At 48.5% G+C, this 24,924-nt stretch carries 17 protein-coding genes and 1 CRISPR repeat array; of the genes, 15 read left to right on the top strand and 2 right to left on the bottom strand.

Annotated elements, in window-relative coordinates; all coding sequences use genetic code 11:
• Positions 1 to 29: 29 nt before the first annotated feature.
• Positions 30 to 626: a general stress protein gene (locus AC5JR3_RS08005; protein ID WP_495844704.1), complete on the bottom strand. Its 597-nt coding sequence runs from the start codon at positions 624 to 626 to the stop codon at positions 30 to 32.
• Between the two features lie 828 nt (positions 627 to 1,454).
• On the opposite strand from AC5JR3_RS08005, the gene AC5JR3_RS08000 reads away from it, so the two are divergent.
• From AC5JR3_RS08000 to AC5JR3_RS07990, 3 genes are all read left to right on the top strand, one after another.
• Positions 1,455 to 3,656 (top strand): S8 family serine peptidase, encoded by a 2,202-nt coding sequence (locus AC5JR3_RS08000; RefSeq protein ID WP_495844703.1) that lies wholly within the window; start codon positions 1,455 to 1,457, stop codon positions 3,654 to 3,656.
• A 212-nt stretch (positions 3,657 to 3,868) separates the two neighbouring features.
• Positions 3,869 to 5,854: an AMP-dependent synthetase/ligase gene (locus tag AC5JR3_RS07995; protein WP_495844701.1), complete on the top strand. Its 1,986-nt coding sequence runs from the start codon at positions 3,869 to 3,871 to the stop codon at positions 5,852 to 5,854.
• A 121-nt stretch (positions 5,855 to 5,975) separates the two neighbouring features.
• On the top strand, positions 5,976 to 6,425 hold the full coding sequence (locus AC5JR3_RS07990; RefSeq protein ID WP_495844699.1) for a YlqD family protein: 450 nt from the start codon (positions 5,976 to 5,978) through the stop codon (positions 6,423 to 6,425).
• Between the two features lie 88 nt (positions 6,426 to 6,513).
• Here the strand turns inward: AC5JR3_RS07990 and AC5JR3_RS07985 are convergent, their stop codons facing one another.
• Complete coding sequence (locus AC5JR3_RS07985; protein ID WP_495844697.1) at positions 6,514 to 7,068, bottom strand: hypothetical protein; 555 nt, start codon at positions 7,066 to 7,068, stop codon at positions 6,514 to 6,516.
• Between the two features lie 210 nt (positions 7,069 to 7,278).
• Between AC5JR3_RS07985 and AC5JR3_RS07980 the strand changes: the two genes are divergently transcribed.
• From AC5JR3_RS07980 to AC5JR3_RS07925, 12 genes are all read left to right on the top strand, one after another.
• Positions 7,279 to 8,577: a dihydrolipoamide acetyltransferase family protein gene (locus AC5JR3_RS07980; RefSeq protein WP_495844767.1), complete on the top strand. Its 1,299-nt coding sequence runs from the start codon at positions 7,279 to 7,281 to the stop codon at positions 8,575 to 8,577.
• A 268-nt stretch (positions 8,578 to 8,845) separates the two neighbouring features.
• A complete protein-coding gene (locus tag AC5JR3_RS07975; protein WP_495844765.1) occupies positions 8,846 to 9,850 on the top strand; it encodes a helix-turn-helix transcriptional regulator in 1,005 nt (334 codons plus the stop codon).
• Between the two features lie 22 nt (positions 9,851 to 9,872).
• Positions 9,873 to 10,538, top strand: a complete 666-nt coding sequence (gene cas6, locus AC5JR3_RS07970) for a type I-MYXAN CRISPR-associated protein Cas6/Cmx6 (RefSeq protein WP_495844695.1) — start codon at positions 9,873 to 9,875, stop codon at positions 10,536 to 10,538.
• Complete coding sequence (cas3, locus tag AC5JR3_RS07965) at positions 10,516 to 12,777, top strand: CRISPR-associated helicase Cas3' (protein WP_495844693.1); 2,262 nt, start codon at positions 10,516 to 10,518, stop codon at positions 12,775 to 12,777. The genes cas6 and cas3 overlap by 23 nt, the downstream gene beginning before the upstream one ends.
• Positions 12,774 to 14,378: a type I-MYXAN CRISPR-associated protein Cmx8 gene (cmx8, locus tag AC5JR3_RS07960; protein ID WP_495844691.1), complete on the top strand. Its 1,605-nt coding sequence runs from the start codon at positions 12,774 to 12,776 to the stop codon at positions 14,376 to 14,378. Before cas3 ends, cmx8 begins: the two co-directional genes overlap by 4 nt.
• 55 nt (positions 14,379 to 14,433) lie before the next feature.
• A complete protein-coding gene (locus AC5JR3_RS07955; protein ID WP_495844689.1) occupies positions 14,434 to 15,354 on the top strand; it encodes a type I-B CRISPR-associated protein Cas7/Cst2/DevR in 921 nt (306 codons plus the stop codon).
• Complete coding sequence (gene cas5, locus AC5JR3_RS07950) at positions 15,329 to 16,024, top strand: type I-MYXAN CRISPR-associated protein Cas5/Cmx5/DevS (RefSeq protein ID WP_495844687.1); 696 nt, start codon at positions 15,329 to 15,331, stop codon at positions 16,022 to 16,024. The genes AC5JR3_RS07955 and cas5 overlap by 26 nt, the downstream gene beginning before the upstream one ends.
• A gap of 28 nt (positions 16,025 to 16,052) precedes the next feature.
• Positions 16,053 to 16,613, top strand: coding sequence for a Uma2 family endonuclease (locus AC5JR3_RS07945; RefSeq protein WP_495844685.1), 561 nt, complete (start codon positions 16,053 to 16,055; stop codon positions 16,611 to 16,613).
• 65 nt (positions 16,614 to 16,678) lie between these two features.
• The gene (cas1, locus tag AC5JR3_RS07940) at positions 16,679 to 18,337 is read left to right on the top strand and encodes a type I-MYXAN CRISPR-associated endonuclease Cas1 (RefSeq protein ID WP_495844683.1); all 1,659 of its coding nucleotides are present in this window, start codon (positions 16,679 to 16,681) and stop codon (positions 18,335 to 18,337) included.
• 9 nt (positions 18,338 to 18,346) lie between these two features.
• Complete coding sequence (cas2, locus tag AC5JR3_RS07935; RefSeq protein WP_495844682.1) at positions 18,347 to 18,640, top strand: CRISPR-associated endonuclease Cas2; 294 nt, start codon at positions 18,347 to 18,349, stop codon at positions 18,638 to 18,640.
• 261 nt (positions 18,641 to 18,901) lie between these two features.
• A CRISPR array of direct repeats spans positions 18,902 to 22,310; the repeat unit is 36 nt; unit sequence GTGTTTCTACCTTTGATGCCGCAAGGCGTTGAGCAC.
• Positions 22,311 to 22,458: 148 nt separating this feature from the next.
• Positions 22,459 to 24,108, top strand: a complete 1,650-nt coding sequence (locus AC5JR3_RS07930; RefSeq protein WP_495844680.1) for a GspE/PulE family protein — start codon at positions 22,459 to 22,461, stop codon at positions 24,106 to 24,108.
• A gap of 86 nt (positions 24,109 to 24,194) precedes the next feature.
• Positions 24,195 to 24,641 (top strand): DoxX family protein, encoded by a 447-nt coding sequence (locus AC5JR3_RS07925; RefSeq protein ID WP_495844678.1) that lies wholly within the window; start codon positions 24,195 to 24,197, stop codon positions 24,639 to 24,641.
• The last annotated feature ends 283 nt before the right edge of the window (positions 24,642 to 24,924 follow it).

Below are 24,924 nucleotides of genomic sequence, written 5' to 3'. Positions count from 1 at the left end.
CAAAACCGATAAATTAAGTACCTAGTAGCTTAGTATCCCTGAGCCTGCTTATCTTGTAAGTTGAGGGCAGCCGGGTCATCTTTGTGGGCATCGTATATTCCCCATTCCTCAATCCCTCTGTTGTTGAGCAGCATTGCTTCTGCCCGCATAATTTCATCGCTTCTACCTTCGATGATCACCAGGTAGTCACCCTGAGAAAGGCGATCGCTGTAAACTTTTGCCCGGTGTCCGGGAACTCCCATACCTGCCAGCGCCCCTACAAGACCGCCAGATACAGCACCAATGCCGCCGCCAGCTAAAGTAGTGGCAAGGGTCGTTCCGATGCTTCCTGCTGCCACTACAGGGCCAACACCAGGAATCACCAAACTGCCAAGTCCTGCCAGTAAACCACCGAGCATTCCCAAGGCAGTTCCCGTGACTGAACCAATTGCAGCCCCTTCTCCGGCTTCGTTTCCAGACTTCTTATTTAGGTCAGTTCCCTCAAAGTCTTTGTGATCTAAATCTTTGGCAATCACAGACACTCTATCCATCGGGAACCCAGCCTCTTGCAGTTCCCGCATGGCATATTCCGCATCTTGGCGTCGAGAAAATACACCAATCCCTCGCCGATATTGTCCTAAAACCATATTTTTACCTCCTGCTTTAATTTAAAAAATCCTCAAAACTATTAGGATTTCAAAGAATAACTTCTAATATTGTCGAAATTTTCCTTTTAGATTTCATCGCTCAATAGGGATAACTCATACCCGTCCATACGACAGGTTTGTGCATTATTAATCGCCAATCGCTAATTCCCCATCGCCTATCGCCGCTCCCCTGATTAATTTCATCCTCACGCTATGCAACATCCTTTATATTTATTTGGTCAGATTATTTTGCGCCAAAACGGGGTTCTGATGGCAGGTTCAGAATCCTGTGTGGATGGAATGGCGATCGCTTTTTAGCCAGTCGTTTTAACAATGCCCGTAGTGGTTAAGTCACCCAATCGGGTAAAAGATACCTAATTTACTAAACGTTATTTCTAATTTTTCATCTATAAATAACCTCTAAAAACGGAGATTTTCTCTTTATATAACAATCCTAAATAGTTTACGAAATGCTCTACTCTCTTTTCTTTGCGGTTTGTTTAAAAAATGTTGCAGATCAAATCAATTGATATCGTTTAATAATGAAGTAAAAAAACGAACCACACCAGGCGCAGAGGACACGGAGAGAAGAAAAGAGAGTTTTTGAGGAAAGTTACACGCTAGTTGTTGAAAGGAGCGATCGCTAACTTAGAAGGGCGTGTTTCTGGCTACAAGCTTGACAGCTGATTTCCCAATTAATACCCAAAGTTGAACAAATATTAACTTTATCGGAATTTAGGATTACGTCAGCGTAGTGGCTTTAACAACAGTATTCCTAATGACTAAATCGGGATACTGTAGTCAACAAATATCAATCAAATGCAAACAATGGAAAACCTCACTGTCGTTTACATTCATGGCATAGGAAACAAACCCGCGCCGGAGATTTTTAAAGAGAGTTGGGATAAAGCTTTATTTGGGACAAAAATGGGAGCGCGGACGCGTCTTGCCTACTGGGCAGATATCCGCTACCCGCAGCCTATCCCACCTACCGGACAGAAGGGAAGTGCATTAGCGATCGCTGCTACAGCCGATCTGCGACGTCCTTTAAGTGATGCTGAAATTATTGAGGAAAGTAAACTACTCGTTCCGGATACGCCAGAAGCCCAAGCCTTTGCTGAGGCGGCGGCTAGACAAATTCTGAATCAGGAATCAGAACGGGCGATTAGGGCGCGGCAAGTTCAGGCAAAGTTGCGGCTCTTACCCGATCCAGTGCGCGGAAAAATTACGGAATGGGTCACTACAACCTTTATACAAGATGCGGCGGCGTACTTCTTTGACGCCGAGCAAAAAGCGCAAATTCAACAACGATTGCGTCAAATTCTCATTCCAGAAAAAGGGCCCTACGTAGTAATCGGTCATAGTATGGGGTCGATTATCGCCTACGACGTGCTGCGTCAGATGGAAAGTGCGGGTCTGGAAGTGCCGTTATTGGTGACGCTGGGTTCTCCCCTGGCTATCGAAGCCGTTAAAGATAATGTGGAAAAACCCTGGCAAGTTCCCCAACAGGTGAGGAGTTGGAAGAATTTTTGTGACGCTTTTGATGCCGTAGCGTTTGACAAAGACCTCAATGATGACTTTGATGGCAGTATTGTAGACCTGTTGATTGAGAACACCGAACGGCGCGGCGGTGTCTTCAGCTTTTTTGACCTCAATGCCGCTCATTCGGGAGTCGGTTATCTCAGTACAAAAGCTGTGCAGCAGGCGGTGCAAGAGGTAGTAGGGACAACCTTCGCTCAACCGATTGCATCGTTTGTGATTGCTCGCGATGTGGCAGCAGAGATGGCAGGCCCAATCAAGCGAATCCCTGTCTTGATCGAACTCAGCGATGAAATTGCGGGTGCAACCTCCGTTGATAAACAAAAAACCCTCATCAACAAGTTGCAGCAGCTCACAAATGGCTCAGAGGAGGCAAACATTGACCCTCTGCGTCGCTATGTTGCCGCCAATTTAACTCCAGAAGAAATAGACCGCCTCTCAGCTCAGTATAAAAACTTGCCCTTCGCTCGGATCTGGAAAAACACCCAAAAGCGTGCCCTGCTCGAGACCTCCACCCACACCGTGCAAGCGCACACCGCCCAACTTGGATACGGAGCAACGGGTCGGGGCATTAGCTGGGCAATTCTCGACACGGGTATTAACGCCAATCATCCCCATTTCTACAACTACAAAAACATCGTGCAGCAGTGGGATTGTACCCAGGTAGGGGAACCCCCAGCGGGTAATGCGACAGACCGAAACGGACACGGCACCCACGTAGCTGGCATTATTGCGGGTACAGGCAGAGACGAACATGAAACGCTGCGAGGCATGGCACCAGAAGCAAAGTTGCATATTTACAAAGTCTTGGATGACGAAGGCTTTGGCAATGACTCTTGGATTATCAAGGCGCTAGACCACATTGCCAGCGTCAATGACTCCTCGCCCAATTTAGTCATTCACGGCGTCAACCTCAGCCTGGGCGGTTCCTTTGACCCCACCGTCTATGGATGCGGTCACTCTCCCATCTGTCGAGAACTGCGGCGGCTGTGGCGTCAGGGGGTTGTTGTGTGCATTGCGGCGGGGAATGAAGGGCGGATTTTGATCGAAACCTTGGATGGTAGCGCCGAAGTGAACCTCGATCTATCCATCGGCGACCCCGCAAACTTAGAAGATGCGATCGCTGTCGGTTCGGTTCACAAGTCACAACCCCACACCTACGGCATTTCCTACTTTTCCTCGCGAGGGCCCACCGCTGACGGACGCGCCAAACCCGACCTAGTTGCACCGGGAGAGCGAATTATTTCCGCCAATGCTCATTTTTCGCAAAACCCCCAAGAATCGGAGTATGTAGAAATGAGCGGCACCAGCATGGCATGTCCCCACGTTTCCGGCATTATTGCCGCCTTCCTCTCAGTGCGTCAGGAATTCATCGGCTATCCCGATCGCGTTAAAGAAATCTTACTGTCCCACTGCACCGACTTAAAACGCGATCGCTACCACCAAGGCGCAGGAATGCCTAACCTAGTCAAGATGTTGAGCAGAACCTAGGGGAGTAGAGGAGCAGGGGAGCAGGGGAGCAGGGGAGCAGGGGAGCACCTCTTACCTTTCATACTTCATACTTCATCCTTCATCCTTTCTCCCAACTCTCTTCACCAAACACTGACAAATCGGATTCTGTCCACTCCTAGGAACCGATTTGAGCCGACAGAGGAGTATTTTTAAGAAAAAGAAAGTAGATTAACTCTACAGGGGATTGAGTGATGTTAAAAAACCGCCCTCCTAATTCTCCTACTCCAATGGCAACGCAAGAGCGTGAAAACCTTAAAAAGGGTGCCGATTGGTCATTTGTGCAGTCTCTGCCGGAAATTTGGCCCTTGGCTGCCAAGCGCTTCAACAATATTGTTGCGCTCAAAGACCCCCATGCCAAACCGGAAGTTGCTCTAACCTACAGCCAGCTATCTCAGCAGATTCAGCAATTTGCGGCGGGGTTGCAGGCGCTGGGCTTCAAGCCAGAGATGGATGAAGCAGGCATTCCCTCCCGAATTGCTCTGATTTCCGACAACAGCCCCCGGTGGATGATTGCCGACCAAGGAATTATGACCGCTGGGGCGGCTAATGTGGTGCGGAGTGCCCAAGCAGAACGAGAAGAACTGCTGTATATCCTGGCAGATAGCGGTAGTATCGCTTTGGTGGTGGAAGACCTGAAGACTCTAGGGAAGTTGCGCGATCGCCTTCATTCCCTGCCGATTCAGTTTGTCGTGATCCTTTCTGACGAACAGCCTCCCACAGAGGAAACGCTGAACATCGTCAACTTTTCTCAACTGCTAGCGGCAGGAGCCTCCCAGCAACTGACCCCCGCCAACCACAACCGGGAGACACTAGCCACTCTTCTGTATACCTCTGGCACTACTGGCAAACCCAAAGGCGTCATGCTGACTCATGGCAACTTGCTGCATCAGGTGACCAGCTACGGAACTGTATTAATACCTCAGCCAGGGAGTATTGTTTTATCCATTCTCCCAACCTGGCACGCTTACGAGCGCTCGGCAGAGTACTTCATTCTTTCCCAGGGATGCACCCAGGTTTACACCAACCTCCGTAATGTCAAAAAAGACCTAAAAGACTTTAAACCCCAGCTCATGGTCGGCGTACCACGCCTGTGGGAGTCAATTTATGAGGGAGTGCAAAAGCAATTTCGCGAACAACCGGAGAACAAGCAGCGATTGGTACAAAGGTTTCTCGGTATTAGCCAACGCTACATTAAGGCGCGGCGTCTAGTGCAGGGGTTGAGCTTGGATAACCTCAACCCTTCGGTTGGGGAACGCTTGGGGGCGATGAGTCAGGTTGTTGCCCTGGCACCACTACATAGGTTGGCAGACAAGCTGGTTTATCAAAAAGTCCGCGAAGCAACTGGCGGCAAGATTCAACAAGTAATCAGCGGTGGGGGTTCCTTAGCACGGCACATCGACACCTTCTTTGAGATTGTTGGCGTTGAGGTGCTGGTGGGTTACGGCTTGACGGAAACGTCTCCTGTAACTAACGTGCGGCGTCCCTGGCATAACCTCCGGGGTTCGTCGGGGCAACCTATGGTGGAAACGGAGGTTCGGATTGTTGACCCAGAAACCCGTAAGCCTCTCCCTCAAGGCGAGAAGGGTTTAGTGATGATCCGAGGGCCGCAGATTATGCGCGGTTATTACAAAAACCCAGAAGCGACGGCAAAGGCGATTAATCCGGAAGGGTGGTTTGATACCGGGGATTTGGGCTGGCTGACTCCTGTTAACGATTTGGTGATCACGGGTCGAGCCAAGGATACAATTGTGCTGACAAATGGCGAAAACATTGAGCCACAGCCGATTGAGGATGCTTGTTTGCGGAGTCCTTATATCGATCAAATGATGCTGGTAGGGCAAGATCAGCGATCGCTAGGGGCAGTAATCGTTCCTAACCTGGAAGCCCTACAAAAATGGGCAGACTCGCAAAAACTACCCTTGCAGCTACTCAATGACGACGGCTCTGTGCCAACGTCTGACTTAAATAGTAAAGAGGTACAAAACTTGTTCCGGCAAGAATTGAACCGGGAAGTACAAGATCGTCCGGGTTATCGCCCAGATGACCGGATCGGCACCTTTAGGCTGATTACAGAGCCATTTTCTGTGGAAAACGGCATGATGACTCAGACGTTGAAGATTCGCCGCCCCGTTGTTACGGAACGCTATCGCGATATTATTAACGCGATGTTTGAATAATTGCTCTCATTGGTCAAATTGTTCATCGCTTTGCCCCTTTAGACCCCTGAGCGATGAACCAAAGAACAACGATAATTGAGAACGGATACAACTGATTAAGGATAGTAGCAGCGCAATATTCATGGACGAGTCTAAAAACAACCTACTCTTAAAACGCCCAGTCAATATCAAAGCCATCGTCACACCGCGATGGAAGGAAGAAGTGCAGCAGCAATTGCAAGGGCAAATCAACCAAAGTGATTCTCAACTCCAGCAGTTGGATATGCAAGGACAAAGAGCGATCGCCGAAATCCAAAAACAAAGTTTGCAGCCCCCTGGCCCACAAGTGGCGCAGCAAATTGAAAACATTCAAGGTCAAGTCAATGAAAAGAAAAGCGAACTGCTAGAGCAGAAAAATCAACTGCTTCAGCAACTCCAACAAGTGCAGCTACTCGAACTTGAGCAGGAAGTAAATCAGGGTCAGATTGACAGCTTCTTCCGCATTGAACCGGGTGACAACCTAGTTCGCAAAATGAATGTGGAAATTCTGCTGCGTGACGGCGTAGTTGAAGAAATTCGCGGCGACGTGTAGTTAACTTCAAATAATAGTAGGGATAGTAGGGGCGAACGGCTTGCCCCTACAGTCTATTAGAGACGCCTGAGCGAGCGATCGCTGATCGCTACAAACAAAGTTCTGTTGACCAATCTTGATGACCGCGGCTTGGTTGGCACTTAAACTGACGACCCGCCCAGACGGTTTGCCAAGACGGATTGGTTGGGGAAGGGGTAGTTGATTCCATCTCTAGGCGATAGCGGAAGCCATTAACCGAGTCATCTGCCACCCCAGTTTGGGTAAGGATAACGACGGCTTGGTCAGGCTGAGGATAATCAACCGTGACTGTTTGGGAAAGGTTTCCCTCCGATTCAGAAATTCCGAAAGCAGCCAGAGCGCTCGCTTCTGGGTCGCTCCCTGCTAGTTGTAGAGGCTTGGCAGTGGCTTCTAAATCGATGGGTTCGTATTGGACACGCTCAGTAGCCGTCTGCGTTGGGGTATTTTGATTGGCTTGACGGCGATTCGGTGCCACCGGAACCGATTCAGACGGTGACCCCACCTCACCTGAAAGGGTAGGCGTAGTCGCCACTTCCGCATCGCGAGTGCTGATATAAGCCCCCGCCCCGGCACTCATCAGTACTCCTGCCAGTATCGCTAACGTAACCTTTCCCTTGGCAGACATTGGCATCCCCCCGTCTTTACGGGATTTTAAGTGTATTGTAGTCAGCGAGCCTTTCATAGCGTACGCTTTGAGGTTAGCGATCGCTTCGCCATCTAAACTTTGAGACGAGCCGGGGATTTGAATAGTTTCAACGGTCGTTGCTCAAGATACAATGCAATAGCCGTAAAAATCCTTGTTGTCCTAGCCGTCGATTCGGGTCTATCCTTCCCCATGATTAACGAAATTTTCATGCCCGCTCTCAGCTCCACAATGACCGAAGGCAAAATTGTCTCCTGGGAGAAATCCCCCGGAGACAAAGTAGAAAAAGGCGAAACCGTTGTGGTGGTTGAGTCAGATAAAGCGGATATGGATGTAGAGTCCTTCTACGAAGGGTATCTAGCTGTCATTACCGTGCAAGCTGGGGACACAGCTCCAGTTGGGTCAGCCATTGCCTTTGTCGCCGAAACGGAAGCCGAAATCGAAACGGCTAAACAACAAGCCAGTTCTAGTCAAGACGCCGCCAAACCCGCTGCCCAAGCCGCCTCTGAACCGGAGCCAGAACCCGTCGCTGCGGCATCTGCCCCGACAACAGATACCCCCAGCCGCCGCAACGGACGTACGATCATTTCCCCCCGCGCCCGCAAACTGGCAAAAGAACTCAAGGTTGATGTCAGCAACTTAAAGGGGAGTGGGCCTCACGGACGAGTTGTTACCGAAGATGTGGAAACTGCCGCTGGTAAAAGTAGCACCCCTGCACCTGAGGCGAAAACAGCCGCACCCAGTCCCGCCCCGGCATCTGCCCCCCCACTCAGACCTGCTGCCACCCCTGCTCCCGCCGCCGCTAGTACTGCGCCTTTGGGCGAGACGGTTCCCCTAAACACGCTGCAAAATGCAGTGGTGCGGAATATGATGGCGAGCCTGGAGGTTCCTACCTACCGCGTTGGTTACACCATCACCACAGACGCCCTCGACAACCTGTACAAAAAACTGAAGTCCAAGGGAGTGACGATGACGGCAATGCTTGCTAAAGCGGTTGCCATGACGCTACAAAAACACCCGCTTGTCAATGCGAGTTTTGCCGATAAGGGCATTCAATACCACAGCAGCATTAACGTTTCGGTTGCTGTGGCAATGCCGGATGGCGGTTTGATTACGCCAGTGTTGCAAAAGGCTGACCAGGTGGACATCTACTCTCTTTCTCGTACCTGGAAAGATTTGGTAGAACGCTCTCGCACCAAGCAACTACAACCGGATGAGTACAGCTCTGGCACCTTTACCCTCTCCAATTTGGGGATGTATGGCGTTGACCGCTTTGATGCTATTCTGCCTCCCGGACAAGGCTCGATTCTGGCAATTGGGGCATCTCGTCCGCAAGTTGTGGCAACACCTGACGGCATGATGGGTGTGAAGCGGCAGATGCAGGTGAATATTACTTGCGACCACCGGATCATCTACGGTGCGGATGCGGCGGCGTTTCTACAAGACTTAGCGAAGTTGATTGAAACGGATGTGCAGTCGTTGACGATGTAGGGACGTGTAAGCACACTTTTTTCGGTCTTATGCACAAAAGACCTCATCTCTCAGCCCCCTTACCTGTCTAGGAAGGGGGTGTAATTTTTTGATCAAGATTATTGACAAATGAGGCGCGATGTAATGTGCAAAAACTGGAGAAAGGCGATCGCAACTAAGCCCGCTCCTACTCCACAGAAAAGGCGGAATCAGTGATTTTTCGGAAGGCGGAAGTGTTTTTGCCGGGTAGCTTGTTTAGGATGTGGCTAATCTATCCATTGCTTTGTTTGTGTCCCGCCATTTAGAACGACTATTGCAAATTGATGCCAGACTGCGAACCGAACAACGGCAAACGGTTCCCAGTCTGGCAGAAGCGCTCGAAGTCAGCGATCGCACTATTCGCAGTGACTTAGCTTTCTTGCGCGATCGCTTTAATGCACCGTTGGAGTTTAGCCGCAAGCAGGGTCATTATTACACCGATCCACAGTGGCGTTTGCCAAGTATTTCCCTGTCTCAAGGAGAGCTATTTGCTTTGACCTTGGGAGCCAGGATGCTAGAAGCTTATGCGGGTTCTACCTATGCTGAGGAGTTGCGCTCTTCCATCCTGCGATTGACTGAGCGATTGCCAGAGCAGACTTGGGTGGACTTGCAACAAATCGCTGACGAGCGAATTATTTTTAGAGCGGGGGCAGAAACTTATTTTGACCCAGAGATTTGGAGCCAGCTAGTAGAAGCGAGCCGTACCTCACGGCAGGTGTGGATGCGCTATTTCACAGCCAGTCGCAATACTGAATCGGAACGGGTATTAGACCCTTATCTGCTCCATATTTATCGCGGGACAAATCCCTATTTGATTGGGTTTTGCCACAAACGTCAAGATATTCGTTGGTTTCGGGTAGACCGGATTCAAGAGTTACAGGTACTAGAGGAAAAGTTTATCCGAGACCCAAACTTTAATGCTAAGGAGCATTTGGACAAAATTTTTCAGCATGAAGTAGGAGGCATTCCTGTTCCTGTAGCCATCTGGTTTGATGCACCAACAGCTCCCTATGTCCGAGAACGTCGCTGGCATCCCACTCAAGAAATTCAGGAACATCCAGATGGTTCGCTGACATTGCGCTTGGTAGTGGGAGGACTCAATGACTTGAAACGCTGGGTTTTGGGATATGGGAAGGGGGCTGTGGTTAAGGAACCGCCAGAGTTAGTGGAGATGATGCGAGAAGAAGTTGAGGGAATGAATCGTCATTACTGGTATTCGGAAGACGTTCAACAATGTCACTCGGTAGAACCCTAAGTTGTCTATTAGAGATTAGCCAATGCATAACATTATTAATTTGTCGTTTCCGGTCATGGGAACAGAGTTATCATCTGACCACAACTATCGGCTGTATGCCGCAATTTCCAAGCAATTCCCCGAACTGCATAAACTAGATGGACTTGCCATCAATACGATTCCAGGCATTCCAGATAAACAGGGCAAAATTCGTCTTACTCGCAGTTCAAGACTACTGTTGAGACTGCCTGTTGAAGCGATCGCTCAAGTTTACCCATTGGCAGGTCAAACTCTAGATGTTGGTGGTTATGCCATCCAACTGGGGAATCCTGAACTACAGACACTGAAACCAGCAGATTCTCTTAATGCTAGGCTCGTGACCATTAAGGGCTACACCGAACCTGCACCATTTTTGGAAGCGGCTCAAAGACAATTACAAGCACTGGATATCAACGCCAATATCGGCATTCCTGCCAATGATAAAGGGGAACCCAAGCGCCTGACCCTCAAAATTACCAAACCTAAGAGGAGTTACACGGTTGTTGGTTTCAGTGTAGTCGTTTCCGATCTGACTCCTGACGATTCAATTAAGCTACAAATTCATGGTTTAGGTGGCAAGCGTCGCATCGGCTGCGGGGTGTTCTGTCTTCCTATTTCAGTCCAGTGTTATGGAAGGAGCGATCGCCATGCCGCAACAGCTATGGGCTAAAAGTCCTAGACCGGATGGAAAAAAGCTGACCCTAGAGCAACACTTACTAGATACAGAGAAAGCTGCACTCTTCATCTTTAAGGATCGGATACTGCAAAACTGGTGTCGTTTTTTCAAGGTATGTGATGCCAATAAATTCCTCAGACACCTTCAAATTGCAGCTCTTTTTCACGATATTGGTAAGGCAAATGCTGAGTTTTACGCGGCTGTTACAGGAAGTCGAGAAACCCAGACGCTACGCCATGAATGGTTTAGCGCTCTAATTCTTCACCTCAAGAGTGTTAGGGCATGGCTAGAGCCAAGTGGATTAGATCTAGAAGCGATCGCGGCGGCGGTACTGTGTCACCATCTCAAAGCCAGTTACAAGGACTGGGCAAAGCCTCGCACACAGGTTAAGCAGGTTGAATTGTATCTGAATTACCCGGAAGTTAACGCAATTTTGTGGCGAATTGCTGAGATTGCTGGTGTTGAAGGGTTGCCAGAATTACCTAAAAAATGGATAGCAGAAGATAACTTTTGGGAACAAGTCTATCTGGAAGCTAACCAAATTGGTCGCCAATTCTCTCGTCAAGTTAAGCGAGATGATGAACGTCGCTCCCTTATGTTAGCAGTCAAAGCAGGCGTAATTGCGGCTGATTCAGCAGCATCTGGTTTATTTCGTGAGGGGTATTCTATCCAGCAATGGATTGATGACACTCTTCACAGACCTCCTATCACTCCAGAAGAGATAGAAACTGAGATTTTACAGCCTCGTTATCGCCAAATCTCTTCAAAATCAGGACAAGAATTTAAGCTAAAGAATTTTCAAAGAAAAGCTCAAGATTTAGGCGATCGCGTTTTACTACTTAGCGGTTGTGGCACTGGCAAAACAATCTTTGCGTACAAATGGGAGCAGTCAGCGCTGACTCGTTACGAAGTTGGACACATTATTTTCCTTTATCCAACTCGTGGTACAGCCACTGAAGGATTTAAAGATTATGTCTCCTGGGCACCGGAATCTGACGCCAGCCTTCTTACGGGTACAGCTTCCTACGAGCTAATGGAGATGGCAAAAAACCCTGGTGATTCTAGCGAAGGGAAAGATTTCACAACAGAAGAACGGCTCTTTGCGTTGGGATTTTGGGGGAAGCGATTCTTTTCAGCTACAGTAGATCAATTTCTCTCATTCCTTACTCACAGTTATAGCGGTTTGTGTCTGTTACCAGTATTAGCTGATTCTGTGGTGGTGATTGATGAGATTCACAGTTTCTCGCGTGGAATGTTCGATAACTTAATCAGTTTTCTCGAACATTTCGATATTCCTGTACTGTGCATGACTGCCACATTGCCTAAGACACGGCGGTTAGAGTTGGAACGAGTGGGGCTAAAGGTATTCTCAACGGTTGCAGATGAGGAACTCGAAAAGGTTGAAAAACAACCCCGATATAACGTCCAAGCGACAGACTTTGACACAGCCTATCATCAAGCGATTGAAGCCTATCAAAAAGGTGATCGCGTCTTGTGGGTGGTCAATACTGTGGATCGATGTCGTGATATAGCTGCCAATTTAGAGAATACTCTGGGCGTTGAAGTACTGACCTATCACAGTCGGTTTCGACTCAAAGATAGGCAAAAGCGACATAAAGAAACAGTTGACGCCTTCGCTTATCAGAAGGATGATCGACAACCCGCGATCTCTGTAACAACTCAAGTCTGCGAGATGTCGTTAGATTTGGATGCTGATGTCCTTATTAGCGAACTTGCACCAATTTATGCACTCGTTCAACGGTTTGGTCGTTCTAACCGTCACTTATCCCGTGGTTCAGACTTTCTATCTCAGATATTTGTTTACGAACCACCCAAAGTATTACCTTATAAACCCAAAGAACTGGACAAGGCGTGTGAGTTTTTAGCTGAGGTATCCGGTGCAGTTAGCCAGTGGCAATTAGCAGAAAAACTAGAGCATCACTCTCTAGATGAGCGCTTTGCGGATGGCAGTAGCCGTTTTGTTGAGGGGGGTTACTGGGCTACTTCTGAACCTTTTCGGGATACAGATGATTATTCAGTAGATGCGTTGCTAGATACTGACTTGAACGCTGTCAAGGAATTAGTTAATAAACGAGAACCCTATGACGGGTATGTAGTACCAGTACCAAAGCGACTGCTAACTACCACAGAAGGTCGTCCAGCTTGGATGCCACGTTACTTGGAAATTGCCGACCATCACAAGTATTGTCCCAGAAGGGGGTTTGGAGAGTGAATGAGTTAAAACTAACCTACCATTTAGCTGAACTGCCCTCTGCTCAACATCGCGCAGGTTTGGCTGGTTTAGTACTAATGGTGCAATATCTAGATCAGCAACCTTGGTTTAAAGAGCGCAAGGATGCGGTTGCTAATTTCACTAATTTAAATGAGTTCAGTGCGACGCTAAAACTAAACTTGGAAGGACTTAAGGCACTTTTTGACTTAACTTATGCAGCCTTTACAGAGGAGCGTTCAACCGATAAAAAAATCAAGAAATTTGACCGTATAGAAGAGGTTAAAACAACCGATCTTAAAGGAAACACTAAGTTAATCAACCGCTACTACTATTCTGTTACCGTACCTTATGGTGCATTTTTACCTGACTGGGATAAATCTAGCGATGACCCGGATAACGGGCTTTGGGTGAAGTTGTGGCGAGATATGCTTTGGCAAATTATTCGGGGAGTTCCTGCTACTCGCAACCCCTTCAACAATCGCCTGAATGGATCATACTCCAAGGATGCTGAAGGCGTTTGGAAAGAACTAAAACATCCAGAAAAGAGTACAGGACAGTCAGGAAATTATTACCTAGGCGCGATGGCATCAAATCCGGAAAATGTTCCCACTAAAGACATAGTAATCTATCAGTTTTTGCTACATTTTTGGCCTTTTGTTGCTCAAGTTTACCGCCCAGCAACCTTTGATAAAGATGGTCGTCGCGAGTTAGGGGGCTATGTGCTGGCAATTCCTGATGTCGCTAATTTGATTGATTTTTGTGATGAATTCCCGAATGTCCTAGAAGAAAGGGAATCACTTAAATCAGGTTATCTCCCCCGTGAGGCAATCATTGACTTGACAGAAGAAGGGGCATTAGATCTACTGCGATTATTACGCGATCGCATCGCTCGAAAAACGGGTTCTCAAACCCTTGTAGATTTAATTTTGGGAGTTGAATTAATTCACGCCGAAAAGGTGGGGAACAGTGGGGTCAAAATTCGCTCCATCAGTCAAGTTGAACCTGTAGACACTCAAATAGACAAATACACCCAAATAAAAAAGGCTTACTGGTGTCCTTGGTTCCGTAAACAGCGCTTGCTCAATCTGCTACAAGAAAACCCTTGGTGGTATGACTTTGATGCTTTACTCAGTCGAATTCCACGTAAATGGCTGGAGGACTCCCGTTTCAGTCATGATACCCGCGAACTATTTCATATTGAAGGAGAAATTAACGTGAAAGCTGATGTTCGCTCAAATGCTCAAATTGTTTATCAAGTTTGTCAGCACTATGTATTGAGCAAATTAGAGTCTAAATATGGACTGAAATGGGATGAGTGTAAGGGAAATTCTAAAAAGGAAAATGGCTACAACGAAAAAAAAGGGAAAATTGCTAATGAAGCATTTCTTGCCGTGCGATCGCGTACAGAATCTAAAGTCTTTGTCGATTACTTTGTCTCTACCCTTTATCCCTTTGTCCGAAAAGACGAATTTGTTGATTTTGCGGATGCTCTATTCAATAAATCGGATGAAATTCGTGCTTTGACTCTGTTAGCACTCTCTAGCCAGTTCCCTTCTAAAAAGAAGTCAGAGAGTGAAAATTCTGAAGCTGAAGTGGCTTAAAAATTAGGCTTGTCCTTTGATTGCCGTTAGGCGAGTTGTCTTTCCAGAAATTATCATGAACAAACTTAATCTATTCGCAACCGTTCTGACCTATCCTGCTCCTTCTGGAAACTATCGCGGTGAGTCGGAAGAAAACCGCACTGTTCTGCAAAAAATCGTTAAGGATGGGCAAAAGTATGCCATTGTTAGCCCTGAATCAATTCGCAATGCTCTACGCGAAATACTGATTTTAATGGGGTTGCCACATAATCGCACCCGTCTCCACAACCAAGAACAGCTTGCTGTGGAGTTCAAAGAATATCCGAATGCTAGTAAGTATGCTGATGATTATTTATTTGGCTTCATGGTCGCTAAACCGGAAGAAGCGAAAAAACATAAAGATTTACCGCCCAAACGAGATAGCATCTTTCGTTGCAATATGGCGGTTGCGCTGAGTCCTTATAAATACGATGCGGTGTTTCATCAGTCTCCGCTTAATGCAGGTGCAAGTCCTTGGAAAAATTCTAGTACATCTGCCCTACTGTATCGGGAAGTAACCCATACTGCGTTTCAGTATCCTTTTGCTTTGTCTGGGCGTGATTGCCTTGATCAACCAGATTGGACTAAGGCTTTGCTGAAAGCGATCGCTCAACTCAATAGTGTTGCTGGCGGTCATGCACGGGCTTATTATGAGTTTGCCCCTCGTTCAGTTGTGGTGAGACTTACCCCTAAGTTAGTGGCTGGATACAATACCTATGGCTTTAATGAGGTGGGTGAGTTTCCAGAGTTAAGCCGTTTGGGTAAGGCTGATGATTCTGATTGCGATCTGCCAGGAAATGAGTTTTGGGTTGGCGGTGAAATAGTCCGTACTATGGATGGAGATGAAAAAACTCGTCTAGATGATGCTGGAGTTCATCTTTATGCCAACCCTGAACAATTATTTGATGCTCTAGCGGAGGAATTTTTGGGAGGTGGCGAACGTGTATCTGCGGCTTAAAGCTCCCTTCGCAACGTTCCGTCCCTTTCAATCGGGGGCATACCGTTCTACAACACCAGTGCCTTCACTATCAACGGTGTACGGATTGCTTCTTAATCTAGCAGGTATCGAACAGCGTGCTCCATTTACTGCACCTGTTACTCTGATTCGGGAAGATTTACCCGCAATGGCAGTGGCGATTGGCATTCCTGAAGGCGCAGCGCCCAAAACAGCGATGCTTTCCCAGCAGCTACATCAATATTTAGTAGGAAGTTCAGACAAGGAACTTTCTCAAAAGACTCACGGTGCTAAACCTTGGATTGCACCAGTACGTCGTGAGGTTCTAGTCGATCTTGACCTAGTGGTGGGTATTCAGGCTGAACAATGGTTATGCGATCGCATCATTGCCGGACTCAATGGTGAGCTAGATGAACCGCGTTATGGACTACCATTTGCGGGTGACAATAACTTCCTGTTTGACTCAATCGAGCTGATTAGTAGTCCCCCGATGGCAAGGTGGTACAGTCCTTTACAAAATAGTACCCGTCCCAGCAGAGGTGTTTGTCGGCTGACAACTTGGATCGATCGGGCGGATAACAGTAAAACGCAAACTGCTGTATTTGCTCCCAGTAATTTTGTTCTCAATCCTCCTGAGTCAGCTTGGGTAAACCTTCCTAGTCAGGCAAATTAGGTTTGAGTAATTCTCCCCAAATGTCCCCATGCTAGAGTCAAAAACCTACTTAACCATTGAAGAGTTTCTGGTACTTCCAGAGGGAGATATTACCTATGAATTTATTGACGGTCAAGCTGTCCCCAAAATGTCTCCTAAACTTTTCCATTCTCTGATGCAATTAGCCCTAGTGAACCTGCTCAAAGAATGGCATCAAAATAGAGGCATTGCCTGTCAAGAATGGGCAGTTATTCTCAAGCGCCAGGGTAAAGATTGGGTGCCTGTACCGGATGTGACCTATATTTCGTTTGAACGCTTGGGTGAAGATTGGTTGCAAGATCGAGCCTGTCCCATTGCACCGGAACTGATAGTGGAAATCATCTCACCTGGGCAATCTTTTGGGGATTTAGCCGAAAAAGCAGTCGATTATCTGCAAGCCGGGGTATTAAGGGTGTGGGTCGTTGATGTTCACGCTAGGACAATTACAGTATTTTATCCCGATGCCCCACCTCAGACGAAACGAGGGGATGCAACGTTAACGGATACCCTTTTAGAAGGACTCCAACTTACTCCTCAAAATGTTTTCCAACAAGCAGGACTACCTGAGTAACCTGCCAGTTTTTTACCTCAGATGCCGTCAGGTGTTAATCCCATCCCACCTAATGAGCATTTGCTATGCAAACTTTAAACTCCGAAATTACCCAACAAGACACGATCCGCGTTTCTGCCCTCCACGCCCTCGCCTACTGCCCGCGCCTGTTCTACCTTGAAGAAGTGGAAGAACTCTACACCCAAGACGCTGCCGTCTTTGCGGGACGACGGCTGCACGCGGAACTGGAAAAACAGGAGGATGAGGACTGGGAAGAGTTATTTCTCAAAAGCGAAGAATTAGGATTGCGGGGTCGGGTGGACGCCTTGCGGACTCGTGACGGGAAAACGATTCCCTACGAACACAAACGCGGTCGCTGTCACCGAGACGAGAAGAAGCAACCCCAAGCTTGGGAAAGCGATAAGCTGCAAATCCTCGCCTATGCCTGCCTGATTGAGTCTGCCTTGGGTATCCCGATTGAGGAAGGCAGAATCCGCTACCATGCCGATAATGTGCTGGTTCGCGTCCCCCTTGATGAGGCGGGGCGGGCAGCGGTTCGCGAGGCAATTCAGCAGGCGCTCAAGCTTCGACAATCACCTCACCGTCCCCCTGTCACGGATAACGAGCGACTCTGCACCCGTTGCTCCCTTGCCCCAGTCTGCCTTCCAGAAGAAGCGCGACTCGCCCACAACCGGGAGTGGCAACCGCTGCGGCTATTTCCCAAGGACGATGAACGTCAGATTGTTCATGTCTTGGAACCGGGAACGGTTGTCGGTCGCACTGGAGAGCAACTCAAACTGACGCGTCGCGGTCAACCTGTTGAAACCCTTCCCGTTCGTCAGGTGGGACAGCTAGTGCTTCACAGTTTCTCCCAAATCTCCACCCAAGCCTTACACTTTTGTGCGGGACAGGAAATCGGGGTGCATTTTATCTCCGGCGGCGGGCGATATATCGGCAGCTTTGATACGCGGCAAGGAAGTATTCAACGCCGTATCCGTCAGTATGGGGCGTTGTGCAATGCTGAGACTTGCCTGACTCTAGCGCGGAAGTTGGTGATGTGTCGCGCTCAAGGACAGCGGAAGTTCTTGATGCGCGGGCAGCGGGGGAGGAAAGATGTGGAGGGGTTGCGAAAAGCAATAGCCCAAATGAAAGCTGTCCTTAAACAGGTTCCCAAAGCCCAATCTCTAGACTCCCTGTTGGGGCTAGAAGGCAATTTGGCAGCTTTGTATTTTGGCGCACTACCTGCTTTAGTCTCGGATAGCGTTGCTTCGGAGTTGCACTTTGGGGGTCGGAATCGTCGCCCCCCCAAAGATCGCTTCAATTCGCTGATCGGTTTCGGCTACGCTTTGCTGCTCAAAGATGTGATGAATGCCATTTTGACGGTGGGGCTAGAACCTGCTTTAGGTTTTTACCATCAGCCGCGCTCCCAGACACCACCCCTGGCACTAGATCTGATGGAAATTTTCAGGGTGCCGTTGGTGGATATGCCCGTGATGGCTTCTATCAACAAGAATCAGTGGGACGCAAAAGCGGACTTTGACATTCGGGGAGGGCAGGTTTGGTTAAGCGACGCGGGACGGCGAAAGCTGGTGAGTGTGTACGAACGTCGCAAGGAGGAAAGCTGGAAGCATCCCGTTACAGGTTATTCCCTTACCTATCGCCGTCTATTGGAGTTGGAAGTGCGCCTGCTGGAAAAGGAATGGTCGGGCGAAGGTGGTTTGTTTGGTCAGCTAGTCGTGCGGTGAGGTGTGACTGTGGCAGAAGCAAAAAACTGGTATTTGATTTGCTACGATATTCGCTGCCCTAAGCGCTGGCGCAAGGCTTACAAGCTACTCCAAGGATATGGAGAACGGATGCAATACTCTATTTTTCGCTGTTGGCTTAGTCAGCGGGAGCGGGAGAAGTTGCGCTGGGAGTTGGAGAAGGTGTTGGTAGCTGAAGACAGCTTGCTGTTGATTCGTCTTTCCCATCAATGCGTCGGCGGAATTAGAGCCTACAATCGTCCAGAGTCTTGGCCTGTGGAGGAGGCGGGGTATCGAGTTATCTGATGCAAGGATCTGTGAGTGTGAAGCTGTTCCAGTTGGTAGGAGGGTGAGAAACTTTGACGGCAACAGGGTTATAGGGTTTTTAGGAGTTCTGAGGATGCTTGCATTAAGCGCTTGTTCTACTCTCTATAGGGCTTTTAGCCGTTGGGGAGTTACGGTGAAATAAGTTTTTTGGAGGAGGTTGGTGTCTAAGGTTAGGTCTGTGCTAAGGTACTTGCAAAAGCTCTTAGGAACTCTTTCACCGCAAGGATTTCAGCCGTCGCTGTGTTTCTACCTTTGATGCCGCAAGGCGTTGAGCACATAAAGAACGGAAACTGCGCTCTGCCCTAGGAGGTGTGTTTCTACCTTTGATGCCGCAAGGCGTTGAGCACAAACAAATCCTAGACAAGTGAAACCGGGCAGACCTGGTGTTTCTACCTTTGATGCCGCAAGGCGTTGAGCACGGAACGGAAGCCTCCTTTATCCAGTGAGATTTACGTGTTTCTACCTTTGATGCCGCAAGGCGTTGAGCACACGGTAGAAGGGCGGCGCTTAACATCAATTTTATTGAGTGTTTCTACCTTTGATGCCGCAAGGCGTTGAGCACATGCCCGTGTGGTAGCCAATTAGTCTTAGATACCAGGTGTTTCTACCTTTGATGCCGCAAGGCGTTGAGCACGGGAATGGAATGCCAGCGGCGATACCTGCTTCCTTGGTGTTTCTACCTTTGATGCCGCAAGGCGTTGAGCACTTAGCGTCTGTTTGCCTGTTAAAGAGGAACTGAGGAGTGTTTCTACCTTTGATGCCGCAAGGCGTTGAGCACGAAGTTTGCTTTATCCAGTAAGCTTTACCGGATTGTGTTTCTACCTTTGATGCCGCAAGGCGTTGAGCACAGGAAATTGCTACAGCGCTTCTGTATCTTGGCTATCCGGTGTTTCTACCTTTGATGCCGCAAGGCGTTGAGCACTTCAAGGTAATCGCTGAGGTAGTCGAAGCCCAGGAAGTGTTTCTACCTTTGATGCCGCAAGGCGTTGAGCACATACAATAGAGAGGAGAAGCAACCAAGGCTAAACAGTGTTTCTACCTTTGATGCCGCAAGGCGTTGAGCACCTAGCTCCTCTATTTGGGTCAATTGCTGGGGGATCTTGTGTTTCTACCTTTGATGCCGCAAGGCGTTGAGCACATAGCCGCTGGAGAACTTTAAATGATACTAGTAAATGTGTTTCTACCTTTGATGCCGCAAGGCGTTGAGCACTAGCGGTAGGCAGTCCGATTTGTCCCCCTGATTGGGTGTTTCTACCTTTGATGCCGCAAGGCGTTGAGCACTACCCTTCGGCTTTCGCGTACACGGCGGACATTCCCGTGTTTCTACCTTTGATGCCGCAAGGCGTTGAGCACAATTTCCCAACCGTGGATAAAGTGATTGCTGCTCTGTGTTTCTACCTTTGATGCCGCAAGGCGTTGAGCACATGTAGATGGGGACTATAAAGACGGATCTAAATTCGTGTTTCTACCTTTGATGCCGCAAGGCGTTGAGCACATTCATTTGACAGTTTGACCCGGTTGGCAGCCGCGTGTTTCTACCTTTGATGCCGCAAGGCGTTGAGCACTGAACAGAAAAAAAGCGATCACTGAGATGCGATCGCGTGTTTCTACCTTTGATGCCGCAAGGCGTTGAGCACGAGATGGAGTATAGCTACGGTAAGAGAAGGGGTCGTGTTTCTACCTTTGATGCCGCAAGGCGTTGAGCACCTCCAAAGCAGACACCCAGTTAGTCAGTCCTATGGGTGTTTCTACCTTTGATGCCGCAAGGCGTTGAGCACAATCCAAAGCTAGGATTTGCTTGAAAACCTATGCTGGTGTTTCTACCTTTGATGCCGCAAGGCGTTGAGCACCTAATTGCTCTAATAGATTGCTCTACAGCGATAGCAGGTGTTTCTACCTTTGATGCCGCAAGGCGTTGAGCACGAAAGTAAATATGTTCAATTCGATCCGGTTACTCGGTGTTTCTACCTTTGATGCCGCAAGGCGTTGAGCACAAGACACTGGAAATATGGTTGTGATGCGGTTATTCCTCGTGTTTCTACCTTTGATGCCGCAAGGCGTTGAGCACACTTAGATAAGTTAACGGGCGGCATTCCTAGGGATGTGTTTCTACCTTTGATGCCGCAAGGCGTTGAGCACTTGATTCATTGTGGATTAGATGTGTTTTGTTTGTGGTGTTTCTACCTTTGATGCCGCAAGGCGTTGAGCACATACAAATAATCCCTAAAGGGGATTAAATGCTTGATAGTGTTTCTACCTTTGATGCCGCAAGGCGTTGAGCACATCAAGCGCATCACCAGCAACCCGACAGTGGCAACATGTGTTTCTACCTTTGATGCCGCAAGGCGTTGAGCACGCGGCAGCGCAGAAAGTGATAATGCTAGGTTCAGGTGTTTCTACCTTTGATGCCGCAAGGCGTTGAGCACATTCTCCAAGAGCATGGGTAAAGAGCGATCGCTTGTGTTTCTACCTTTGATGCCGCAAGGCGTTGAGCACATCGCGGCGATGGCCCCGACCGCTCAAGGGCAACGGTGTTTCTACCTTTGATGCCGCAAGGCGTTGAGCACGGCATGAGTGCAAGCTTCTACTGTGTAACGCTTATCGTGTTTCTACCTTTGATGCCGCAAGGCGTTGAGCACCTCAATCCGAGTCACTAAGCTCAGATACTGCATAAAAGTGTTTCTACCTTTGATGCCGCAAGGCGTTGAGCACGCAAGACTGCATAAATAATCCTGGCAAATGGAAAGGTGTTTCTACCTTTGATGCCGCAAGGCGTTGAGCACGGATTAGAATCTGCCGTCGCCGCCGTGCCTGCTCTGTGTTTCTACCTTTGATGCCGCAAGGCGTTGAGCACGAGAAAGCGCCCGATCAAATGTTTCGGGCGCGATGTGTTTCTACCTTTGATGCCGCAAGGCGTTGAGCACCTGAGATAGAATAATCCCCCCCCCAATCAGGTATGTGGTGTTTCTACCTTTGATGCCGCAAGGCGTTGAGCACGATTTATCGAATCAGGAATATCAAGAGCTAATAATCGTGTTTCTACCTTTGATGCCGCAAGGCGTTGAGCACACTTGAAAGATGTGCCTAGAGAGATATTTGAAGAACTTGTGTTTCTACCTTTGATGCCGCAAGGCGTTGAGCACATGGAATTTGCTGAGGCGATCGCAAAGTATGGGGCAGTGTTTCTACCTTTGATGCCGCAAGGCGTTGAGCACGCCCCCAACCTTGCCGCCGTCCTGGTGCGATCGCGTGTTTCTACCTTTGATGCCGCAAGGCGTTGAGCACATCCAGAGATGCTGTACTCATTTTTTACTTGGTAGATGTGTTTCTACCTTTGATGCCGCAAGGCGTTGAGCACTTGAAGAAGTAAGGAAACCTCACCGCGAGATTCTCCTGTGTTTCTACCTTTGATGCCGCAAGGCGTTGAGCACTCCCGTAAGGGGGAAATTTGTCCAAAATTTCCAACACGTGTTTCTACCTTTGATGCCGCAAGGCGTTGAGCACCCATTACGAGGCATAGACTTCATCTCTTCATCCTTACGGTGTTTCTACCTTTGATGCCGCAAGGCGTTGAGCACAGGAAAGGTCAAAATCTCTACAGCTTTAGAATACTGTGTTTCTACCTTTGATGCCGTAAGGCGTTGAGCACTTAGATAGGCACTCTTTTTAAGTAATCCACACGCCTTGTTTCTACCAAGAGGTTTTAGCGGGAATCAAATTAATTGATCTAAACTCCAAAGAGTGAGTACTAAACAAAACGCTAATCGCCTTCGGACAATTAGCAATTTTCAATTGTTATGCAAATTACTTCATCAGTGCTATCAGCTTGGCAGCAACTGAGAAATCACGAGATTACCTGCGAAGAGGCACTGCACCTCTTAATCGATGACCAAGGTAACGTCAATCGGGAACGTTTAGATAGGGACGTGGCTTACCGATTCTTTCGCCACTTCCCCGATAGAAATACCTTGCCGCCTGTGATTCCCTTGTTGCTTTGGCGGGGTTGCTACTACTTGGGAAGTCCGGTGAGTTTGTCTGGCGCAGTGCTTCAGGAATTAAGCGATCGCACTCTTACCGAAATCAAATTTATTCCGATCGCCAACAAAAGCTACCGCATCTGGTTCCACTCGGAAAACCTCGACCCCAACCGCATTAGCTCTGTTCCTCTGGTTAATCCCCTGACTGGCGAACAGGAAAAAGAAAATATTAGCGAAACAACAGAAATCTACCTCTCCAAGGCGGTTGACCAAATTGGTCGCATCAGAACCTTGATATCTGGAGCCTTACGCAACCGTGCCAGCGACATCCACTTAGAACCCCTACCAGACGGCTTGCGGGTACGCTATCGCATTGATGGCGTGCTGCGAGACATTACTCGACTCTCCCCCGATGTCAGCCGCAAGGTGATTGTCGCCTTGAAAGTGATGTCGGAGATGGATATTGCCGAAAGCCGCCGTCCCCAGGATGGACGCATTGGGGAAAAGTACGTCGGTGCGGAAGAAGCCGAACTAGGGATGGACATGCGCGTCAGTACGCTTCCCTGTGTTGGTGGGGAAAAAGCAGTGATTCGCTTACTCCCCCAGCAGAATCCATTTAAAGAAATTGAAGACTTAGGCTTTTCCCGCAAGACGCTAGAAACCTATACCACCTGGTTGCAGCAACCTCAAGGGATGATTATCCTTACCGGGCCAACCGGGAGTGGTAAAACTAGTACGCTCTATACCAGCTTGCAGTACGTCGCGACGGAACACGTTAACGTCGTGACGGTGGAAGACCCCGTGGAGTATGTCTTAGCGGGCATTACCCAAACCCAGGTACGCGAACGGGCTGGGATGACCTTTGCTGCCGGGTTACGCTCGATTTTGCGCCAAGATCCAGACATTATTATGGTGGGGGAAATCCGCGATCGCGAAACGGCGGAGACAGCAGTACGAGCCGCACTAACAGGGCATTTAGTCTTTACCACTCTGCACACCAATGATGCTCCCGGTGCCATTCCCCGGATGAAAGATATTGGCCCTGACCCTGGTTTAATTAGCGACGCTTTGCTAGGTATTGTCGCCCAGCGTTTGGTGCGGCGAGTCTGTCCTCATTGTGCTGCACCCCATCAGCCTACAGCCGCCGAGTTGCGAGTGCTGGGATTAGAGGAGGAACAAGCCAATGTCTTGCAATGGCGTAAAGGTCGCGGCTGCGATAAGTGCTTTAATTCTGGGTATCTAGGACGAGAAGCGATCGTCGAGTTGCTGGATATCGATGACCAAGTACGGGAAATTATCTACGACGGCACAATCACGCAGTTGCACCGCTATCTTCGAGAGAGTCACTTTGCTTCCTTTGGGGTGGCGGCAAGATACAAAGTGACAACCGGGGTGACAACAGTAGAGGAAGTGTTGCGAGTACTACCCCGGAGTGCATTTTATCGTCCAGCGATCGCCTCACAGTCATAACTAAGCATGATTAAGAGCTAACCCCCGATAGAGGCAGAGTGACACGCGATCGCTCTACTGTCGATTGAGCCTTTTCTCTGTCCCCTATGTCTAAAACACTCCACAATGGCGATCGCCGCAAAGAAATTCTTCGGGGTGTCCTTGCCGTGTCTATGATTATCGTTGGCATCACCCATTTTCTCAGACCAGAGCAGTATGCTCGCATGGTGCCACCACCCTTTCCACCATTGGTATCTGTCTACCTTAGCGGGTTCTTTGAGATTCTAGGCGGTATTGGTTTAGCCATTCCCTTAGTTAGTGTAGCGGCAGCGTGGGGACTAATTTCCCTATTTATTGCCGTATTTCCTGCCAACATCTATATGACTTTGCACAACATTAAGATTGAGGGAATTCCTCACAGTCAAATACTTTATTTAGCAAGATTACCCTTTCAAGCCGTATTGATTGCTTGGGCATATTGGTACACTCGCCGACCAGATACACAATCAGCAGCCTCGGAAATCGCCGGAAGTAATACCAATTTCATAAAATAGCGCTACAAATCGACCCCCTAACCCCCCTTATTAAGGGGGGAAATCACATAGTATCTGCAACAAACATTCAGAAATTTGGTATAAGTAGGCGGAAATAAATCCAACGTTGTGTTGCCATATAAGAATTTTAAAATGGGTTCGTATTCAGGAATCTAGCCCTTTGCTTGAGGAATTTAATCCTAAATAAAAACCTTCAATGATTTACCTGTCCTACTTAAGAACAATGGCACTAATTTAAAAAAAATCATCACAACCGATCAAACCTTGTGCAGGGGGTCTGGGG

The organism is Kastovskya adunca (assembly GCF_059505785.1).
This window is presented reverse-complemented; position numbering and strand designations above follow the sequence as displayed.